The sequence below is a fragment of the Paenibacillus sp. FSL K6-1558 genome, assembly GCF_038002565.1.
GTDB lineage: Bacteria > Bacillota > Bacilli > Paenibacillales > Paenibacillaceae > Paenibacillus > Paenibacillus polysaccharolyticus.
Window position 1 is genome coordinate 4,848,735 of record NZ_JBBOCV010000001.1, and the last position, 17,837, is coordinate 4,866,571.

Annotated in this window: 10 protein-coding genes; 8 read left to right on the forward strand and 2 right to left on the reverse strand. The window is 41.0% G+C overall.

Translation table 11 applies throughout. The annotated features are described in order from the left end of the window. Window positions 1–11: 11 nt before the first annotated feature. Window positions 12–887, forward strand: coding sequence for a LysR family transcriptional regulator (locus MHI38_RS20995; RefSeq protein WP_154891144.1), 876 nt, complete (start codon window positions 12–14; stop codon window positions 885–887). A gap of 6 nt (window positions 888–893) precedes the next feature. Here MHI38_RS20995 and MHI38_RS21000 read toward each other — a convergent pair whose 3' ends face one another. Both MHI38_RS21000 and MHI38_RS21005 read right to left on the reverse strand, forming a co-directional pair. After that, the gene (locus MHI38_RS21000) at window positions 894–1,883 is read right to left on the reverse strand and encodes an aldo/keto reductase family protein (RefSeq protein ID WP_308722288.1); all 990 of its coding nucleotides are present in this window, start codon (window positions 1,881–1,883) and stop codon (window positions 894–896) included. Between the two features lie 106 nt (window positions 1,884–1,989). After that, window positions 1,990–3,021, reverse strand: a complete 1,032-nt coding sequence (locus MHI38_RS21005; protein ID WP_308722289.1) for a PocR ligand-binding domain-containing protein — start codon at window positions 3,019–3,021, stop codon at window positions 1,990–1,992. A 367-nt stretch (window positions 3,022–3,388) separates the two neighbouring features. Between MHI38_RS21005 and MHI38_RS21010 the strand changes: the two genes are divergently transcribed. The 7 genes from MHI38_RS21010 to MHI38_RS21040 all read left to right on the forward strand — a co-directional run bounded on the left by MHI38_RS21010 (window position 3,389) and on the right by MHI38_RS21040 (window position 17,830). Continuing rightward, window positions 3,389–4,528, forward strand: a complete 1,140-nt coding sequence (locus MHI38_RS21010) for a glycerol dehydrogenase (protein WP_090917434.1) — start codon at window positions 3,389–3,391, stop codon at window positions 4,526–4,528. Then, complete coding sequence (gene dhaK / locus MHI38_RS21015; protein ID WP_154891147.1) at window positions 4,529–6,298, forward strand: dihydroxyacetone kinase subunit DhaK; 1,770 nt, start codon at window positions 4,529–4,531, stop codon at window positions 6,296–6,298. It abuts the gene before it with no gap. A gap of 492 nt (window positions 6,299–6,790) precedes the next feature. Beyond that, window positions 6,791–8,938 carry an alpha/beta hydrolase family protein gene (locus MHI38_RS21020; RefSeq protein WP_154891148.1) on the forward strand — a complete coding sequence of 716 codons (2,148 nt, stop codon included), beginning with the start codon at window positions 6,791–6,793 and terminating at the stop codon, window positions 8,936–8,938. A 525-nt stretch (window positions 8,939–9,463) separates the two neighbouring features. Further along, on the forward strand, window positions 9,464–13,912 hold the full coding sequence (locus MHI38_RS21025) for a non-ribosomal peptide synthetase (protein WP_154891149.1): 4,449 nt from the start codon (window positions 9,464–9,466) through the stop codon (window positions 13,910–13,912). Window positions 13,913–13,956: 44 nt separating this feature from the next. Then, window positions 13,957–14,976 (forward strand): fatty acid desaturase family protein, encoded by a 1,020-nt coding sequence (locus tag MHI38_RS21030; protein WP_341181627.1) that lies wholly within the window; start codon window positions 13,957–13,959, stop codon window positions 14,974–14,976. Window positions 14,977–15,005: 29 nt separating this feature from the next. Further along, entirely contained in the window at window positions 15,006–16,550 is a 1,545-nt protein-coding gene (locus MHI38_RS21035) for a serine hydrolase domain-containing protein (protein ID WP_154891151.1), read from the forward strand. After that, window positions 16,538–17,830 carry an MFS transporter gene (locus tag MHI38_RS21040; RefSeq protein WP_154891152.1) on the forward strand — a complete coding sequence of 431 codons (1,293 nt, stop codon included), beginning with the start codon at window positions 16,538–16,540 and terminating at the stop codon, window positions 17,828–17,830. Before MHI38_RS21035 ends, MHI38_RS21040 begins: the two co-directional genes overlap by 13 nt. The last annotated feature ends 7 nt before the right edge of the window (window positions 17,831–17,837 follow it).

Below are 17,837 nucleotides of genomic sequence, written 5' to 3' on the forward strand. Positions count from 1 at the left end.
TATCAGGTGTAATGGATATTCGAAAGTTACGCTACTTTATCGCCGTGGCGGAGGAACTTCATTTCCATCGTGCGGCCGAAAGATTAAATATGACTCAGCCGCCGCTGAGTCAACAGATCCAAAATCTAGAAGAAGAACTAGGTGTTAAGCTGTTGGAACGTACGAAAAAGATGGTTAGGCTAACACCTGCGGGAGCCGTATTTCTAGATCAGGCAAGACTAATTTTGGCTCAGCTTGAACGATCTATCCATCTCACACAGAAGGTTGACCAAGGCATCGTTGGTCATATAACGATAGCTTTTGTGGATTCGGCTTCAGGCAGTATGATGGTCGATATGCTAAGGCGATTTCGAGTAGCGTACCCACAGATCGAAATTACACTGCGTGAGATGACATCTTCTGAACAGCTGCAGGCACTGCAAGATGGACAGATCCATATTGGATTTTTACGATATCAGGAGCATAAGCCAAATGTGTCTTTCCGGATCTTCCAGGAAGAAACGTTAATGGTGGTGGTTCCAGACGATCACCCTTTGGCAGAGCAGATTCAAGTGTCGATTACTGACTTGGCGGAAGAGGATTTTATTTTGTTCCCTAGCCATTTGGGCTCACCATTTCATCGTCTCGTTCGGGAGTTTTGCAGGGAGCATGGGGTAGAACCGCGAATTACGCAGGAAGCAATCCAGATGTATACGATTGTGAACCTCGTTGCTGCAGGCATGGGAGTTTCCATTGTTCCTTCTTCGGTGGAGGTGTTTCAGCGCAGAGGTGTGGTATTTTTACCTTTAATAGAAAAACCGCCCTCCGTGCCCTTATACATGGCATGGCGGACGGACATGAATCAGGGTGTGGTCACCCGTTTTATACACATGGACAAGAGCGACTAAACTATATTAACCCGTCAGGACAGGATTTCTCTCAATCCATTTTCCTAATATTTCATCAATTCGAGTGAGGATATCCTGATCCAGTTTCACACCGGAAGCTTTCACATTTTCCAGTACTTGTTCTGGCCCGGATGCCCCAATAATCACTGAGCTGACGTAGGGATGATGAAGAACCCAGGCAACAGCGAGTTGAGGAAGAGTCAAACCTAGTTCCTTCGCTAGAGGAAGAAGCTGTTGTACAGCAGTCAGCACATCATCGTGTAACCAACGACCGGCGAGCTTGTTGAAGAAGGGTTTCCCTGCTTGGGCTGCTGCTCGTGATCCGGGTGGCACTGCTTCATACGGAAGGTATTTACCCGATAGTATGCCTTGAGCGAGTGGAGACCATGTAATCTGTCCCAGACCTGCCTGTACACTTGCGGGCACAACTTCTTGCTCAATTACACGCCATAACATCGAATACTGCGGCTGACTTGCGATGAAAGGTACACGCAACTCTTTAGCTAGTGCGGAGCCTTGCTCAATCTGAGCAGCTGTCCATTCACTAACCCCAATATAATGAACCTTGCCTTGACGAACAAGATCAGCAAACGCAAGGAATGTCTCTTCCAGTGGAGTGTGTGTATCATAGCGGTGAGCGTAATAGACATCGATATAATCTGTTTGCAATCGTTGTAATGAAGCACTGCAGGCTTCCATAATATGTTTGCGGGAAAGTCCTCTGTTATTGTGACCTGGGCCGGTTGGATGACAGACTTTGGTGCATAGTTCAATACTCTCTCTTGGGACTCCCTTGATAGCCTGTCCCAACACAGTTTCCGCCTTGGTATCCGAATATACGTCTGCCGTATCAAATGTCGTAATACCTGCCTCCAATGCAGCTTGGACACAAGCTTGTGCTGTTGGATCATCAACTTGTGATCCATGTGTAATCCAGTTGCCCAGCGAAATCTCACTGACGGTTAAACCGCTGTTTCCCAATTTGCGATATTCCATTTGTCATGCCTCCTTACTCATCTGGACTCCATTGTAGCAAGTGCAGATAATTAGGTGAAATATCTATTAAGCGCATGATTGATATGAAAAACATATCACAGGTTAATCAGCTCTCCTGAATATATTTACGATAGAGGGCAGGTGTGATTTCCTCGAACTTTTTAAATATTTTAATAAAATACCCCGATTCATTAAATCCCAGCTCATCGCTGATCTGTGAAACGGGCATGTCTGTGACCTCCAGCAGTTGCTTGGCCCACTTGATTTTGAGCTTGGCGAGATAGGTGGTGAAGTTTTCACCCGTCTCCTTGGCAAACAGTCTACTGAAATAACTTGGACTCAGGTGGCACAGATCGGCTGCTTGTTTAAGAGACACTTGTTCGCTCTTATGGTTATGGATATATTCAAAAGCAGGCTGGAGTACCGGATTGAGACTCTCCGTATCACTTGGACTATTTTTGAGATAAGCGTCCGCAATGGCATTGGTCATTTCCTTTTTGATCGACTCGATGTTACGGATCGAGTAACCCGGCAGGATAGTGGACAAGTTGACGGACTCCTGATTGCCTGAAGCTTTCTCAAACATCTCCACCAGCAAGTTTTTGTTCAGCGCTTCCTCGACAATATAGTTGCAGAGCAGGGATAACATATTGGAAATCTTCACGATCTCTTCATACGTCATGACGGGTAATTGGTCGTAATCTGCCTGCAACTCCTTCATTTTCGCATCATGCATCGGTACGTTTTTGGACGTCACGATCTGTTCCAGATCGGTACCTTTCTCGGGATCAGCCAGTTTGACTTGTCCGGCCATGACCGCGCCAATATATTTTCCATCTATCGTAATCGGAATCGCAATATCAATGATATTGAAATGACAGAGATAAACGTAAGGTTCGTTAAGGCGAACAGCCTCCAAACCGCCGCGAGAATCACATTTTTGACAGTAGGGAAGAAGCTCAGGATCTTTGCGAACGTTCTGGCAGAAAGCCTGACAGCTACTGTGGCTGGTCACGGGTATACCTTTATAATCAACGGTAAGAATAGCAAGTTTGGTGACGGTGGCGAGGGAATCCTGAAGGCGCTTCCACTTGTCCAGATCCAGTATTTTATTGATGTGCAGATATTCTTTAATCATGTGAAAAACCTCCGTGGCAGACCGAATTCATCGATCGGAGAGTCGTTAAAAAGTTGAAAGTTGTACATATTAAGACGTGAACAGGACGGGTAATGGAACATGGGAGGTCAAAATTCAACCATCTCATGACAATAACATACCACGATTATGCGAAAAAGCAAAAAATTACGATTGCAAATTATAATAATTTGTTATCAAAGTCCACTGTAAACCTCTTGTTTCTGCGTTATATTTAGGTCAATTGCAACAATTAAAATTTGATGTAACACGGAGCGAGGCACCTTAACCTCTGAATTCAAGTCAAGAAGGACAAGCGTTGCTGCGCAAAACATTCTATCGAATCTACTTTTAGGAGGCATATCATATTATGAGAAAAGCATTTATCAGCCCAACCAAGTACGTGCAAGGCGAAGACGAATTGTTGAACCTGGGTTATTTCGTAAAATCCTTCGGAGATTCTGCGTTGTTGATTGCACACCCGGACGATGTACAGCGTGTTAAAGCCAAGCTGGATGCAACAGCAGAAAAATTCAATATCACGTTTGTTGAAAGCGGTTTTAGAGGCGAATGTTCACGTGAGGAAGTTGCTCGTTTGCAAGAAATTGCGAAAGAAAAAGGCTGTACATGCACGATCGGTCTCGGTGGCGGTAAAGCCATTGATGCTGCAAAATGTGTTGCTGAAGGTGATGCATTAATCATCTGCCCAACGATTGCAGCAACAGACGCACCGACAAGCCACTCGGCAGTATTGTACACACCAGAAGGTTCTTTTGACGATTATGCATACTTCAAACAAAGCCCAAGCGTGGTGCTCGTAGATACAACGGTTATTGCAAATGCACCAACACGTTTCCTCGTATCCGGTATGGGAGATGCGTTGTCAACTTACTTCGAGGCAAGAGCAACAGCAAAATCTTACTCCCGTGTGAATGCAAGTCTGCCAATGGGTTCCCGTGAAGGGTACACACCTTCTGCTGTAGGAACGAATGCAGCACTGGCACTTGCTAAATTGTGTTACGAAATGTTGCTTACGGACGGCGCCAAAGCAAAAGTAGCGAGTGACAGCAACGTGGTAACTCAAGCCCTGGAAAACATCGTAGAAACGAACATCCTGTTGTCTGGTCTTGGATTCGAAAGCGGCGGTTTGGCTGCAGCTCACGCGATCCACAATGGTCTGACGGTTCTGGAAGGCACACACCACTATTTCCACGGTGAAAAAGTGTCCTTCGGTACGATTGCGCAGCTCGTTCTTGAAAATGCACCAACCGAAGAGTTGCACCAAGTGATGGATTTCTGTCTTTCCGTAGGATTGCCTGTAAGTCTGGCAGATATCGGCGTAGAAACCATTACACAAGAAGAATTGTTGAAAGTAGCGGAGATTGCGTGCATTCCAGAGGAATCTATCCACGCGATGCCATTCCCGATTACTGTTCCTGAAGTAGCCGCAGCGATTGCAGCAGCTGACCGAATCGGACGGGAGTACAAAGCACGCCAGGAGGCAAAATAAATGAAAAAAATCATCAACCAAGCTGAACATGTTGTCATGGAAATGTGCAACGGGATTGCGCTTGCGCACCCGGAGCTGGAATTTCTGAAAAAATATAAAGTGATTAAACGCAGAGAGATTCAGGCGGATAAAGTCAGCCTGATTAGCGGCGGCGGTAGCGGTCACGAGCCAGCACATGCTGGTTATGTCGGTAAAGGTATGCTGGATGCAGCGGTATGCGGAGATGTATTTGCATCCCCTTCCCAAATCCAGGTATATCAAGCGATCAAAGCAACGGCAAGCAACAAAGGTACACTGCTTATCATCAAAAACTACAGCGGCGACATGATGAACTTCAAAAACGCAGCACATCTGGCTGAAGAAGATGGCATCAACGTGCAATATGTACGTGTGGAAGATGACATTGCTGTGCAAGACAGCTTGTATACGGTAGGACGCCGCGGCGTGGCTGGAACGGTTCTGGTTCATAAAATTGCCGGCGCAGCAGCGGAAGAAGGACGTAGCCTGGAAGAAGTGAAGGCTGTTGCCGAGAAAGCGGCGCAGAACGTGCGCAGTATCGGTTTTGGATTCACGTCTTGTACGGTTCCTGCCAAGGGAACACCAACTTTCGAAATCGCGGAAGACGAGATGGAGTTCGGGGTAGGGATCCATGGTGAGCCAGGTATTCGACGTGAGAAAATCGTATCTGCAGACGAACTTGCAGGACGTATGGTGTCCGCATTGCTCAAAGATATGAAGCTGGATCAGGATGCGTCTGCCGAGATCGCTGTGCTTGTGAACGGTTTTGGTGCAACACCTCTGCAAGAGCTGTACCTGCTCAACAACTCGGTGCAACGTGAGCTTGCAGGACATACAGGTCTTAACGTAGCGACGACTTTCGTGGGCAACTACATGACCAGTATCGACATGGCGGGAGCATCGGTTACCATTCTGAAGCTGGATGATGAATTGAAAACCTTGTTGTTTAAGGAAAGCGACACACCTGCATTCAAGGTGTCTGGCCCTCCAGTGGCACAAGTTGCTTACTCCGAAGCGCTGGAAGCAGTTGTGACGGAGGATGCTCCAGTATCCTATGAGGTGCAGACGGATGCGTCAGCAGCTGTTGTTGAAAATAATCAGTTCTCACTGGATAACATGGTTTACCTGATCGATAAAATGGGCGAAATCATCATCAAGAACGAAGTGCCGTTCTGTGAACTGGATTCCCATGCCGGTGACGGCGACTTCGGGATGAGTGTAGCCAAAGGCTTCCGTCAATTGAAGCGTGAGTGGAACCACATCGTTAACGAAGAGAAAAAAGATATCGGCTCATTCCTCGATGCGTGCTCCCTCGTCATCATGGAGTATTGCGGCGGAGCATCCGGCCCAATCTGGGGTTCGGCATTCCGTGCAGCGGGCAAAGCGGTAGGTGAGAAGCAACATTTGAATGTCGCTGAGTTTGCTGAAATGATGCAGGCAGCGGTACAAGGCATTCAATCAACAGGTGAGCGTTCCTTCGGACGCGGTGCGGTTGTAGGGGATAAAACACTGATCGACGCACTCGTCCCATGTGCAGATGCCTGGACGCAAAGTGCAGAGTCTGGAGATGACTTCAAAGCTGTGTTTGCCAAAGGTGCAGCCGCAGCGGTAGAAGGTGCGAAGAAAACGGAAGATATCGTAGCACGTATGGGACGCGCAGGTACGGTCGGTGACCGCAGTTTGGGATATCCGGATGCTGGTGCGTATGCGCTGGGTGTTATTTTCACCGAACTGTCCGAGTCTTTGAAGTAAGATAGAATTCATTAAAATAGCTTGAATGACGATATAGATTATACAGAACTATACAGAACCGAATTGACACAGGTGACGGCGCCGGAGTCCGGCGTCGTTATGTGTGCCTTTTTTAGGCCATAGTGAGTCAATATTTACATGTACTCATTTACATCGAATTTGAATTATTAAATTTGGGTTTATTGTTGGCTTGTATTGTTAACTGCATTATGACATGCTGTTTCGTTTATTTCCTTGAGGGAAGCGTATGCATAGTGATATCTATTTATCTATATAATTTGAACTAAAGATTTTACACAGTCCACTCCGATGACAGAAGAACCTTCCAATCGCTGTTATCCCCAGATTTTTTGGATTCCCTTTTCGAAAGGGAAAAATCCGGTGATAAAGGCGAGCGCTTCGCTTTTCAAGGTTTTTTCTGTCCTCTCCGTTATTGTGTAAAAGAATAGTTCAACTTATATCGCATTTTATATTACTTAAAGGAGCCAACCAATGAGAACAGTCACATCATTCTTGAAAAAACCGCAGGGGTTGCTGGTTTTATCACTCGTTCTGGTTATTTTCGGCAGCTTGTTTGCCGGCATGTTCAACACATCCTTCTATTCCGTCAAGGTTAAAGAGATCAAATTCCAGGCCGATCACGGAACGTTATCGGGTCTGCTGTACATGCCAAAAGGCGCGGGTGCTGATGACAAAAGACCGGTCATCATTACAACGCATGGTTATTTGAACACGAAAGAAATGCAGGATGCACCTGCCATTGAGATGTCCAGACGTGGTTACATCGTGCTCGCACTCGATATGTATGATCACGGGGATTCCCGCTGGAGTGCTCCTATTCCGGTGAAAGATATGTTCGGCACGTTCTGGATTTATTCTCAATTCGATGCAGCTAAATATATCTATAATCAGGATTTCACCAAAAAAGATGATAAAGGTAACGCATATGTTGCTGTGAGCGGTCACTCCATGGGCGGATTCTCGACACTGCTCTCCATGTACATGGATGAGATGACTGCATTGCAAACTGGTCACCGCATGATCTATACAGGAATCTCTGTAGGCGCGGATTATTCGTATGCGGCAGCCGTGGCTCCGCAAGATCAGCTACAATCAGCTTTTGGAAGCCGTACAGTAGGGATGATTGCTGGTAAATATGACGAGTTTTTCTTCAATAAATCCGACGAAGAGAAGACAGCCGCTGAAAAAGAAATCAAAGGTACCGTGATGCGCAAAGATCTTGCCGCAACGATCTCGGGTAAAGCATTCCTCGGACTGGCTGCAGATGCGCCAAGAGCGGAAACAGACAAGTTTACTGAAGTTCAGTCTGGTGACCTGATGGTTGATGGCAAAGTGGTACGTCCTTCGCAAACAGGTGAGCACATCATGTTCACACCGAATCAGACTCACCCGTGGAACCATTTCTCGCCAACAACGACGGGACATCTGATCGACTTTTACGCGCATGCTTTCAATGGGGTAACGTCACCGAACCAGACGAATGTGAATCTGGGATCGGGAAATCAGATCTGGTGGGCGAAGGAAGCTTTTAACTTTGTAGCATTGATCGGTTTCTTCCTGATGATCGTGCCTTTGATTACGTTGCTGCTCAGACTGCCATTGCTGCGTAAAGCGGTTAGCAACGAGATCGCAACAGTTTCCGCTGCCGTAAGTGGCAAGCAAAAAACGATCTACTGGCTCGCGATTGCGTTCAGCACGCTGATCCCCGCCATTCTTTTCCCAACGCTAATGGATAAATCGGCAGACGGATTGAATGTATTGCGTGTCATTGCTCTGATCGTGTTGATCGTAAGTGTGCTTGGTGCAGTCATTGGATTTATCTTGGCTGGAAGCAAAAAGAATGATTATGCGGCAAGCCGCCGGATGAAAAATATCGGCGTAGGCAGCGTGCTGCTGGCCATTGTATCTCTGGTCATGTGGGTTGTGTTTAACTATGCGAGCAAAATTGTCGTTACAGGCACATACTTCAATGAACCAACGACGAACCAGATCGTATACTGGGCGTTGGTATCGGCGTTGATTATGATTCTGGTGACCTTTGCATTCCACTATTTCTCCAAAAAGGATGCAGGCACTCGTTTCAGTGATTACGGCATTAGCTTGAATATCGGAACCATCATTGCCAGCCTTGTAACAGCTGTACTGGCTATTGTAATCGGCTATGCACTACTGTTCGCGGTACAGGCGATCTTCGGAACGGACTTCCGGATCTGGACATTTGCGGTACGTACGTTCGAACAGGCACATTTCGTTACTGCACTGCGTTATGCACCACTGTTCCTGATCTATTACTTTGTGAGTGCCGTTGCACTGAACGCCAATACGCGCGGCAAACGCGGTGGTATGTTCCTTGCGATTGTACTGAATGTTGGCGGATTGGTATTGTGGATGCTGGCACAGTATGGCAAAGACTTTATGACAGGTGTGGCCCTGTATCCAACTCAAGCACTGAACGGCATTCTGTTGTTCGCGCTGGTGCCATGTCTGATCATCGCTGCCGTATACGCACGCAAATTGTTTGAAAAAACGAACAATGTATGGCTCGCGGCATTTGTGAATACGTTGCTGTTTACGATGGTGACGGTGGCGAATACCGTTCTCTTCTGGAACTTGGTTTAATTAAAGAAGATATGGTGTGGCTTGTAGATTACACTGACCACTCCGATGTGTGACTAACAAATGATACTTAAATAACAATCTGCAAATTATAAAGAGCGCTCTATAAGATAGAAACTTTGAAAAAAGTCCATCTTATAGAGTGCTTTTTTTATAAGAAAATCATTTACAAAAAATTACCGAATTAAGTTTCTTAAATTGATAAGAGATCATTTGAATTTTGTTTGAGCTAAATACGACATTTTAACTTAATATTTTTATAAAATGTAAAATTTTGTTGACTTTATTTATGTAAAACAATATCATTTAAAGTAATAATATTCCTTTTAATGAATCAATAAACAGTAAGGGGTTAGGATAGATATTCTCATGCTTTAATTCGAAAATAGCAAAGTAGAAAATAATATCTTCATATGTTTTTTTGGGGAAAATCAAGTCTAAATACGAACAATAATTATTGCACTGCAATAATTGACCAATGGGTAATTCGTGATTCAATATAAAAGGGAAGTTAAGGGGAGTAGAAGTATGAAGATGAATTTGACACATCCGCAGAAACGTATATGGTACACTGAAAAAATACATACAAACTCTTCACTCCATAATATTGGAGGATGCTTACATATAGATGGCCGTCTTAATCCAGACCTTTTTATTAGGGCAATACAAAATGTCATACAAAGTCATGAAGGATTGCACTTGCGTTTTGGTGAGGAGAATGGAAAACCTTATCAGTATATCAAAGTGGATAATCAGTATAATATTGACTTCGTGGATTTTAGTAGTTACGAAGAGCCTAAGAAGGTTATGCAGAATTGGGCTCAAAAACAGTTCGATAAACCATTTGAATTGGAAAATCAAGTGTTGTATTACCTCGCGATTTATAAAATAAGTGAGTCAGAATATGGTTTTTTGTTAAAATTGCATCACCTAATATCTGATGGTTGGTCAACTTCAATTATTCAACAAGAAATCTGTGATCAGTATACCAATTTATTGGAGGGAAAAGAGGAAATACCTGCAGTTTCATACTCATATGTAGATTACATTGGGAAAGAAAAAAAGTATCTTAATTCAGAACGATTCCTGAAGAATAAAGCATATTGGCATGAGAAATTCATTGATGTGCCGGAGTTATTTTTATATAAAGGTATCACAAGTCTGGAAGCTAAACGTCAGTCATATCGTATCAGTCAAAAGATGTCTGCAAAAATCAATAAATTCATTATAGATCAGGGTACTTCACTAAACACTTTATTTATAACAGTGATGTTTATTTATTTACATAAAATAATGAATCTAGAAGATATGGTCCTAGGTACTCCTGTAATGAATCGGACTGATAAAGAAGATAAGCAAACAATTGGTATGTATACGAGCACGGTCCCAGTAAGAATGAATATAAATCCAGATTGGACGGTAAGTGAACTCTTCAAATCGGTAATTCTGGAGTTAAAAAGATGTTATATACATCAAAAATATCCCTATGATCTGTTAATTGCTGATCTGGGATTGAATAAAAAAGGTTACGACAGTCTTTTCAAAATTTGCGTAAATTATTATAACACCCAATACTTTAAGCATGTTGCTGGATTGCCGGCTGAAGTAAGGGAATATCATGGTCAAAATCAGAGTTATTCTATGCAATTAATCGTAAATGAATGGACAAACAATGAAATAACTCTCAATTTCGACTACAAAATTAGCGAATATACAGAAGAAGAAATTCAAATTATGTATGAGAGTATGAATCATATTTTAAATCAAATGTTGATAGATCCAGTAATGCAGATTAAGGATATTCATCTTTGTAGTGAGGATGAGTTTCATGAGCGAATCTATGCCTTGAATGCGACAGAGGCAAGTTATCCACGTGACAAAACAGTCCATGAGATTTTCGAGGCACAAGTTGAGAAAACACCAGACCACGTGGCTCTGCATTTTGAGGGTCAAACACTTTCATACAGAGAGCTAAACTGCAGAGCTAACCGACTGGGGTCATTTCTTGAGAAGCAAGGAGTGAAGAAAGAGAAAATTGTAGCAATCCGTGCATCTCATTCCTTCGAGCTTATCATTGCTATGTTAGGCGTGCTGAAAGCCGGTGGAGCTTATTTGCCAATTGAACCGTCTTATCCGGTAGAGAGAATGAATTTTATGTTGAAGGATTCAGAAGCTATCATCTTGTTAACAAATGATGAATTACCATCAGGCTTAGAATTTCGAGGTCAAACATTTGATCTCCGACATGAAGGGGTTTACACGGAGGAAAGCCAAAATGTAGATCGAGGCTGCTCTTCCAATGATCTCGTTTATATGATTTATACTTCAGGGTCAACTGGCAATCCCAAGGGGGTTATGATTGAACACCAAAATCTAATCAACTACATTTGGTGGGCTAACAAAACGTATGCGGGAGAGAATGAAATATTTGCACTATATTCTTCAATTTCTTTTGACTTAACAGTAACTTCAATTTTTACTCCTTTGATTGCTGGTAATCAAATTTCTATTCATGCTGATGATGGCGGAGAGTTTATTCTACACAAAATTATGAAGGAAAATCTGGCGACGCTTATTAAGCTTACACCAGCGCATCTTATATTGATTAAGGATATGGATAATCGGAGCTCCTCCGTAAAGAAAATGATCGTGGGAGGGGATAACCTCAAGGTTACAGTCGCTAAAGAAGTGGTGGACAGCTTTGGTGGTGATATCGAAATTTACAATGAATACGGGCCAACAGAAGCTACTGTGGGTTGTATGATCTATAAGTACGATGTAGAGAAAGATACTCGTGCTTCAGTTCCAATTGGTGTAGCAATCGACAATGCACAAATTTATTTATTGAATAAGTATTTGGGTCCGATACCTACGGGATTACTGGGTGAAATCTATATCTCGGGTGATGGTGTGGCCAGAGGTTATCTGAATAGGCAAGAATTAACTGAAAGAGTCTTTATAGATAATCCTTTCAGACCAGGAGAGAAAATGTACAAAACAGGGGATATTGCTAGATATCTTTCTGATGGGAATATTGAGTATATCGGAAGGGAAGATAATCAGGTAAAGCTGAGAGGATATCGTATTGAGCTTGGAGAGATAGAAAAGTCTCTTTTGGATTACAAGCTCATAAAAGATGTCGTTGTAACCGTCAAGGGGAAACTGCTCTACGCTTACTATGTCAGTGAGGAAGCGTTAGATGTTGGAGACTTGAAGACTTGGCTGTTAAAACAACTCCCAACGTATATGATTCCAAATAAATTTGTTTTTCTAAAACAGCTACCATTAACGGTGAATGGGAAAGTTGATTTTAATTCATTGCCTATAGAAGATACAGATGTTAAAGATATTATCAGTTACCGTAGTTACGAGGAAAAACAGCTAATCCATGCTATGGAAGAGATTCTTGGAGTTCAAGATATTAGTATGGATGATGATTTTTACGAAATTGGCGGGGATTCTATAAAAGCTATTCAAATTGCTTCCAAGTTAAAAAACTTCAATATTTATATCGCTGTTAAAGACATTCTTAGCAAAGGCCACATTGAAGAAATTGCAGCGGCAATGACTGTAAGAGAGGATGTTAGTCCAGTAGATCAAGATCGATGTACTGGAGTTGTAGAAATGACACCGATTATGCAATGGTTCTTTTCACAAGATTTTAAAGAGGTCAACCATTATAATCAGTCTGTTTTGTTATCATGCAAGAAAGCTGTGAAATTCGATCATGTTCGGAAATGCATGGATTATCTTATCGAACATCATGATATGTTACGGCTTAACTATGATGAGAGCAAAAATGAGTGGTTTTATCGAAATGATTTTAGGAACGATATTAGTCATTTGGAATATTTTGATCTTTCAAATGAAACGGATTTGAATAGGGAAAAGAAAATAAAAGAGCTTGGTTTTCATGTTAAGTCAAGTTTTGATTTGAAATATGGTCCATTACTCAAAGGAAGTATGTTCAAATTAGGCGAAGATGAGCAGTTGATTTTGCTTACTGCACATCACCTTGCTGTTGATGGTATTTCTTGGAGAATATTGATCGAGGATTTTATAACCCTAATGGAACAATTCGAACAAGGGGAAACGATTTCTTTACCACTAAAAACAAATTCATTTAAGGATTGGTCCAGCCAGTTAAAAGCTTATAGTCGAGGGATTTCTGAAAATGTAATGGGATACTGGAGAGAGGTTCAATTAAAAGAAAGTTATTTTCCTGTTGAATTTGAACAAGGACCAGATGATATAAGTTCTTCAGTGATGGTGAAAAGGCAGTTGAATAAACAAACTCTTGATGATTTTTCCCGAAAAATTCAAGAGATTTACGGACTTACTCTCCATGAAGGTTTGATTATCGCCCTATTATTAACGCTAAAGCCAATTACTCAACAAGAGTTGATTGTAATTGATTTAGAAGGACATGGGAGAGAAACGATTAATGAACAAATGGATGTGTCTAGAACTGTCGGATGGTTTACCACTATATATCCTGCATATTTTATCGTAGAAGATCAGGGATTGGATTTTCAATTGAAGAGTTTAAAAGAACAATTGAAAAACATACCTAACAAGGGCTTTGATTTTGGAATATTACAATTCATAAACCAAACCATTCCAAATAGTTCCTCTAAAAGAGTTCGATTTAATTACCTAGGGGATTTTGATAATACGTTTAACAACCATTTTCAACAACTCACTAATATAGATTGCGGATTGAACATTGGGAGTAGCAATCATCTTACTGCAATCATAGACATAGTAGCTATGGTAGTGAACCAAAAATTTCATATCGAGATTACCTTTAGCAAAAACAGGTTTTACACTGAAACTATGCAAGATTTATTAAATAATTTTATAGAAAAAATACAGGAAATTGTCCATTTTTGCGAAGAGAAAAGCAATAAAGAGTTCACTCCTTCCGATTTTAAGTTAGATATCTCACAAGATGAATTGGATGATTTATTTCGATAGGTAAGACAGGATATTAATAAAAAAATGGATTAGGAGCCTGACATATGAGTGAATCGGCTGTCCAACAAATAACTTATGAAAGTGAAAGAGATATTCATGATGTCCAATACTACAAGGGTATTCCTTTCAATAAAGAAATACTTCAGGAAATACGAATTCTTCAGGAAAAAAATAACTGGTATAACTTCTTTTCGATCGCCTTGGACTGGCTACTGATTGCTGCCGCCATTACTGTATCACAGATATATCCTAATCTTCTCGTTTATATTCTTTCAATTATATTGATTGGAGGAAGAATGAGGGGGTTGGATAATCTCATGCATGAAGCAAGTCATGGAATGTTATTCAAAAATCGCAAATTGAATAAATGGGTAGCTTCCATTTTTGTGGCATTCCCTACATTTACAAACTACACTGCGTATTGTAATTCGCATTATAAACACCATAAATACTTATGGACTGAGAAGGACCCAGATACTGCGGAACTGAAATCTCTTGGTCTTAGCCAGTCAACAATATCCAAGAAAGATTTCGTGTTCAAATACATTCTCGGTTCTTTTATTATCAAGCATATCTTCAAAAACATTCGAGGCTGCATTGCTAGATTATTTTCTAAAGAAGAACAAAGCTTGGTGGAGTATGTAATTAAGTTGGGATTTTGGTTCACTGTAATTACACTATCCATTGTATTCAATTTCTGGTTGCAGCTTATATTGTATTGGTTTGTGACACTGGTTACTGTTTTCCCCATTATACGGTTTTGGTCTGATCTTTCAGACCACTCGGGTTTGGAAGGGGCAGACCCCCTATATTCAAGTAGAAACAATTATGGAAATTGGCTAGAAAGACTCATCTTATCTCCTCATCATGACAGTTATCATATTGTACATCACCTTTTTGCATATATTCCTCATTATAATCTAAGAAAAGCACATATTGTTTTGATGAAAAATCCAGAATACGCAAAGGCACATCATTGTACGGGCTTCTTTAAAACATTTCTGCCAGGATTCAGTTCAGTGATCGATGATGTTGTAAAAAAATTAAATTTTAAACAACAATAGCATCGATATAGAAAAAGGAGAGCCGTGAAATGAAGAAGCTCAACAAGCTATTATGTATAGTCATTTTTTTTACTTTGTACATGTCAATGAATAGCGCTAACGTGAATGCACAACCTTTTCAAATAGAACAGCAACAGATCGAACGGGTTGTTAGCTATTTTGAAGATCAGATGAAAAGGGCAGATATACCAGGCGCGGCAATTGTTATTGTTCAGGGAGATAAATTGCTCTATAAAGGTGGCTTTGGATTCAAAGATCTGAAAGCTGAACAATTGGTAGACGCTGGTACCTACTTTGAACTTGGTTCTACAACTAAAGCATTTACTGCTCTTGCAATTTTAAAATTAGAACAAGAAGGAAAGGTTCGGTCTGAAGACCCAGTAACAATGTATATTCCTGAATTCAATATGTATTTTAACGGGGCAAAGGCTGATATTACGATCAGACAGTTGCTGAACCATACAAGCGGGATTGCTTTCGAAACCATAGATGAGATTCCAAAGAGTACAGAAAATGATGCATTAGAGAAAACCGTACAGTTATTAGTGGGGCAAGAGCTACAAAGCGCCCCCGGTAAGGAGTTCTCCTATGCAACAATTAATTACGATATTTTAGGTTTAATTATTCAGCGTGTGACAGGTCAATCATATGAGGCATATATGACAGATCATGTTCTAAAACCACTTGGAATGAATCATACCTATTTATTTAAATCGGATGTTCCACAACATGAAGTCTCTAAGGGATACAAAATGTTTTTTTTGAAACCTCGCTTGTACGATGCACCGACCTATAGAGGCAACACGCCAGCTGGTTATATTCTAAGTAACGCGGAAGAAATGGAAAAATGGTTAAAATTCCAGTTAGGCTTTCTCGGAGAAGGGCAAATTGACAGCTCTCTAGTATTAAAGTCGCATCAATATGATCCGGCGTATGTAGCTACCGGAGAAGATTGGATGTATAGGGACGGATGGTATATCGATGACCAGGGCAGACGTATCTACCATGGTGGAAATAATCCAAACTTCTCATCAGCTATCTTTCTACAGCCGAATGAAGGTTTGGGCGTGGCCTTGCTTGCTAACATGAACTCGGATTATACGTATTCTACGGCCAAGGACATTATAAAAATGCTGATGGGACAAAATGTGAATACAGTGATCTCTGATGTATATTCAGTTACCGACAAGGTTTCCGTTGTAGTGTGTGTGATCATGTCTCTGGTTATTATTACCTTGTTGATTGCAATGTGGAAGTTAATATTACAGATAATTAATAAACAAAGAAGATTTGTAGCACCTAAGTTCGGTACAAACTTTATGATTTTATTTTTTCTTCTCTTATTAATCGTTTTTGAATGGATAATCTACTATATTCCTCAATTTGCATTTAATGGTGTAGGGTGGGGGTTTGTATCGGTATGGGCTCCGTTAACTATACTGATAGCAGTTGCTGAGTTAGGAGCAGGTGTTGGAATGTATTTTCTATATAGAATTGCAGTTCTTCTTTTTAGAAAAGAAGATGGTGCTCCTAACCAAAATATAAGAGCAGGGGGCGGAACATGGGAAATGTAGAGTTGCAGATGAAGACTAAGCCTCAACAAGCTATTAAATATAACCAGAATTTTTTGTGGTTTTTATTTGGAAGAAGTTTGTCGGTAGTTGGCACGAGTGTGTTTGATTTTGTTCTGAGTTTATATGTATTGGACTTGACAGGCTCGGTAACGGCTTTCTCTACAATATTAGCCTTGGCAATCCTTCCGCAGGCTGCTGTAAATATGTTCGGTGGTGTATTTGTAGATAAGTACAACAAAAAAAAGATTATGATTTTTGCTGAAGTGTCTAGTGCACTTATCTCCATTCTATTCTTATTTTTATTTTTACAGAATCTCCAAAGTATCTTTATAATTTCGGTGCTTGTTATCTTGTTGAATGCATTTCAAAGTCTGTTCTGGCTAGCGGGTAATTCTTCAATTCCTAACATTGTAGGTGAAGAAAGAGTTGCAAAGGCTAATGCTAGTCTGGAAGGAATTTGGGCGGTCATGAATATCCTGGGGCCAGTCATAGGTGCAATTATCTATAATAAACTAGGGATGGTAATGATTTTTTCTCTAAGCTCCATAACTTTTTTAATTGGAGCTTTGTCAGTAATTTTTATCATTTTCGATAGTAAATCCCACGGTGAGAGGCAAGCTGAAGAGAGCTATTGGTCTGATTTGAAAGCGGTATTCATTTTTATTAATGATCAAAAGATTTTAAAGCTTTTGTTGTTCGTAGCTGTATTAATAAACTTTATTTACAATCCCTTATTGTATTTGGGGATACCTTATATCGCTTACGATGTTATGAATGTATCGGCAATTCAACTTTCTTTAATAAGAGGGGCCGCAGCTGTCGGGACGATCCTTGGTGCACTTTATGTATTTAGATTAAAGTCAGGCCACGTAATGTTCAAAAAGTTTTTTATTTTATTGCAAATCCAAGCTTTCATCATAATATGTTGGTCATTTCCATCTTTTCCGATGTTCAAGGAATCCTCCACGTTTCTTATTACTGGTGTATTTATTGTACTGCTGGGCTTAATCAGTATGCTAAACACAGTACAGAATATTCCTATTTTGGGTTACTTTCAAATCGAGATTCCAGAGGATCTACGTGCGCGGGTGTTTGGTATGTTGAAGACGGCATTGTTAATATCTACACCGATTGGTATTTGGTTCTATGGTTTGATTTTCAAATATATCCCATGGACGTATGTCGTTATCGTTTCTGGAGCAGTTATCGTAATATTGTGCTTAATATTAAGTCGAAATCCTGTTTTTACAAGTTTTATAAGGAATATTGACAAAAAATAAAGTTGGG

Coding starts and splice junctions, on each gene's coding strand:
- MHI38_RS20995 (WP_154891144.1), top strand. CDS start 12: ATGGATATTCGAAAGTTACGCTACTTTATCGCCGTGGCGGAGGAACTT.
- MHI38_RS21000 (WP_308722288.1), bottom strand. CDS start 1,883: ATGGAATATCGCAAATTGGGAAACAGCGGTTTAACCGTCAGTGAGATT.
- MHI38_RS21005 (WP_308722289.1), bottom strand. CDS start 3,021: ATGATTAAAGAATATCTGCACATCAATAAAATACTGGATCTGGACAAG.
- MHI38_RS21010 (WP_090917434.1), top strand. CDS start 3,389: ATGAGAAAAGCATTTATCAGCCCAACCAAGTACGTGCAAGGCGAAGAC.
- dhaK (WP_154891147.1), top strand. CDS start 4,529: ATGAAAAAAATCATCAACCAAGCTGAACATGTTGTCATGGAAATGTGC.
- MHI38_RS21020 (WP_154891148.1), top strand. CDS start 6,791: ATGAGAACAGTCACATCATTCTTGAAAAAACCGCAGGGGTTGCTGGTT.
- MHI38_RS21025 (WP_154891149.1), top strand. CDS start 9,464: ATGAAGATGAATTTGACACATCCGCAGAAACGTATATGGTACACTGAA.
- MHI38_RS21030 (WP_341181627.1), top strand. CDS start 13,957: ATGAGTGAATCGGCTGTCCAACAAATAACTTATGAAAGTGAAAGAGAT.
- MHI38_RS21035 (WP_154891151.1), top strand. CDS start 15,006: ATGAAGAAGCTCAACAAGCTATTATGTATAGTCATTTTTTTTACTTTG.
- MHI38_RS21040 (WP_154891152.1), top strand. CDS start 16,538: ATGGGAAATGTAGAGTTGCAGATGAAGACTAAGCCTCAACAAGCTATT.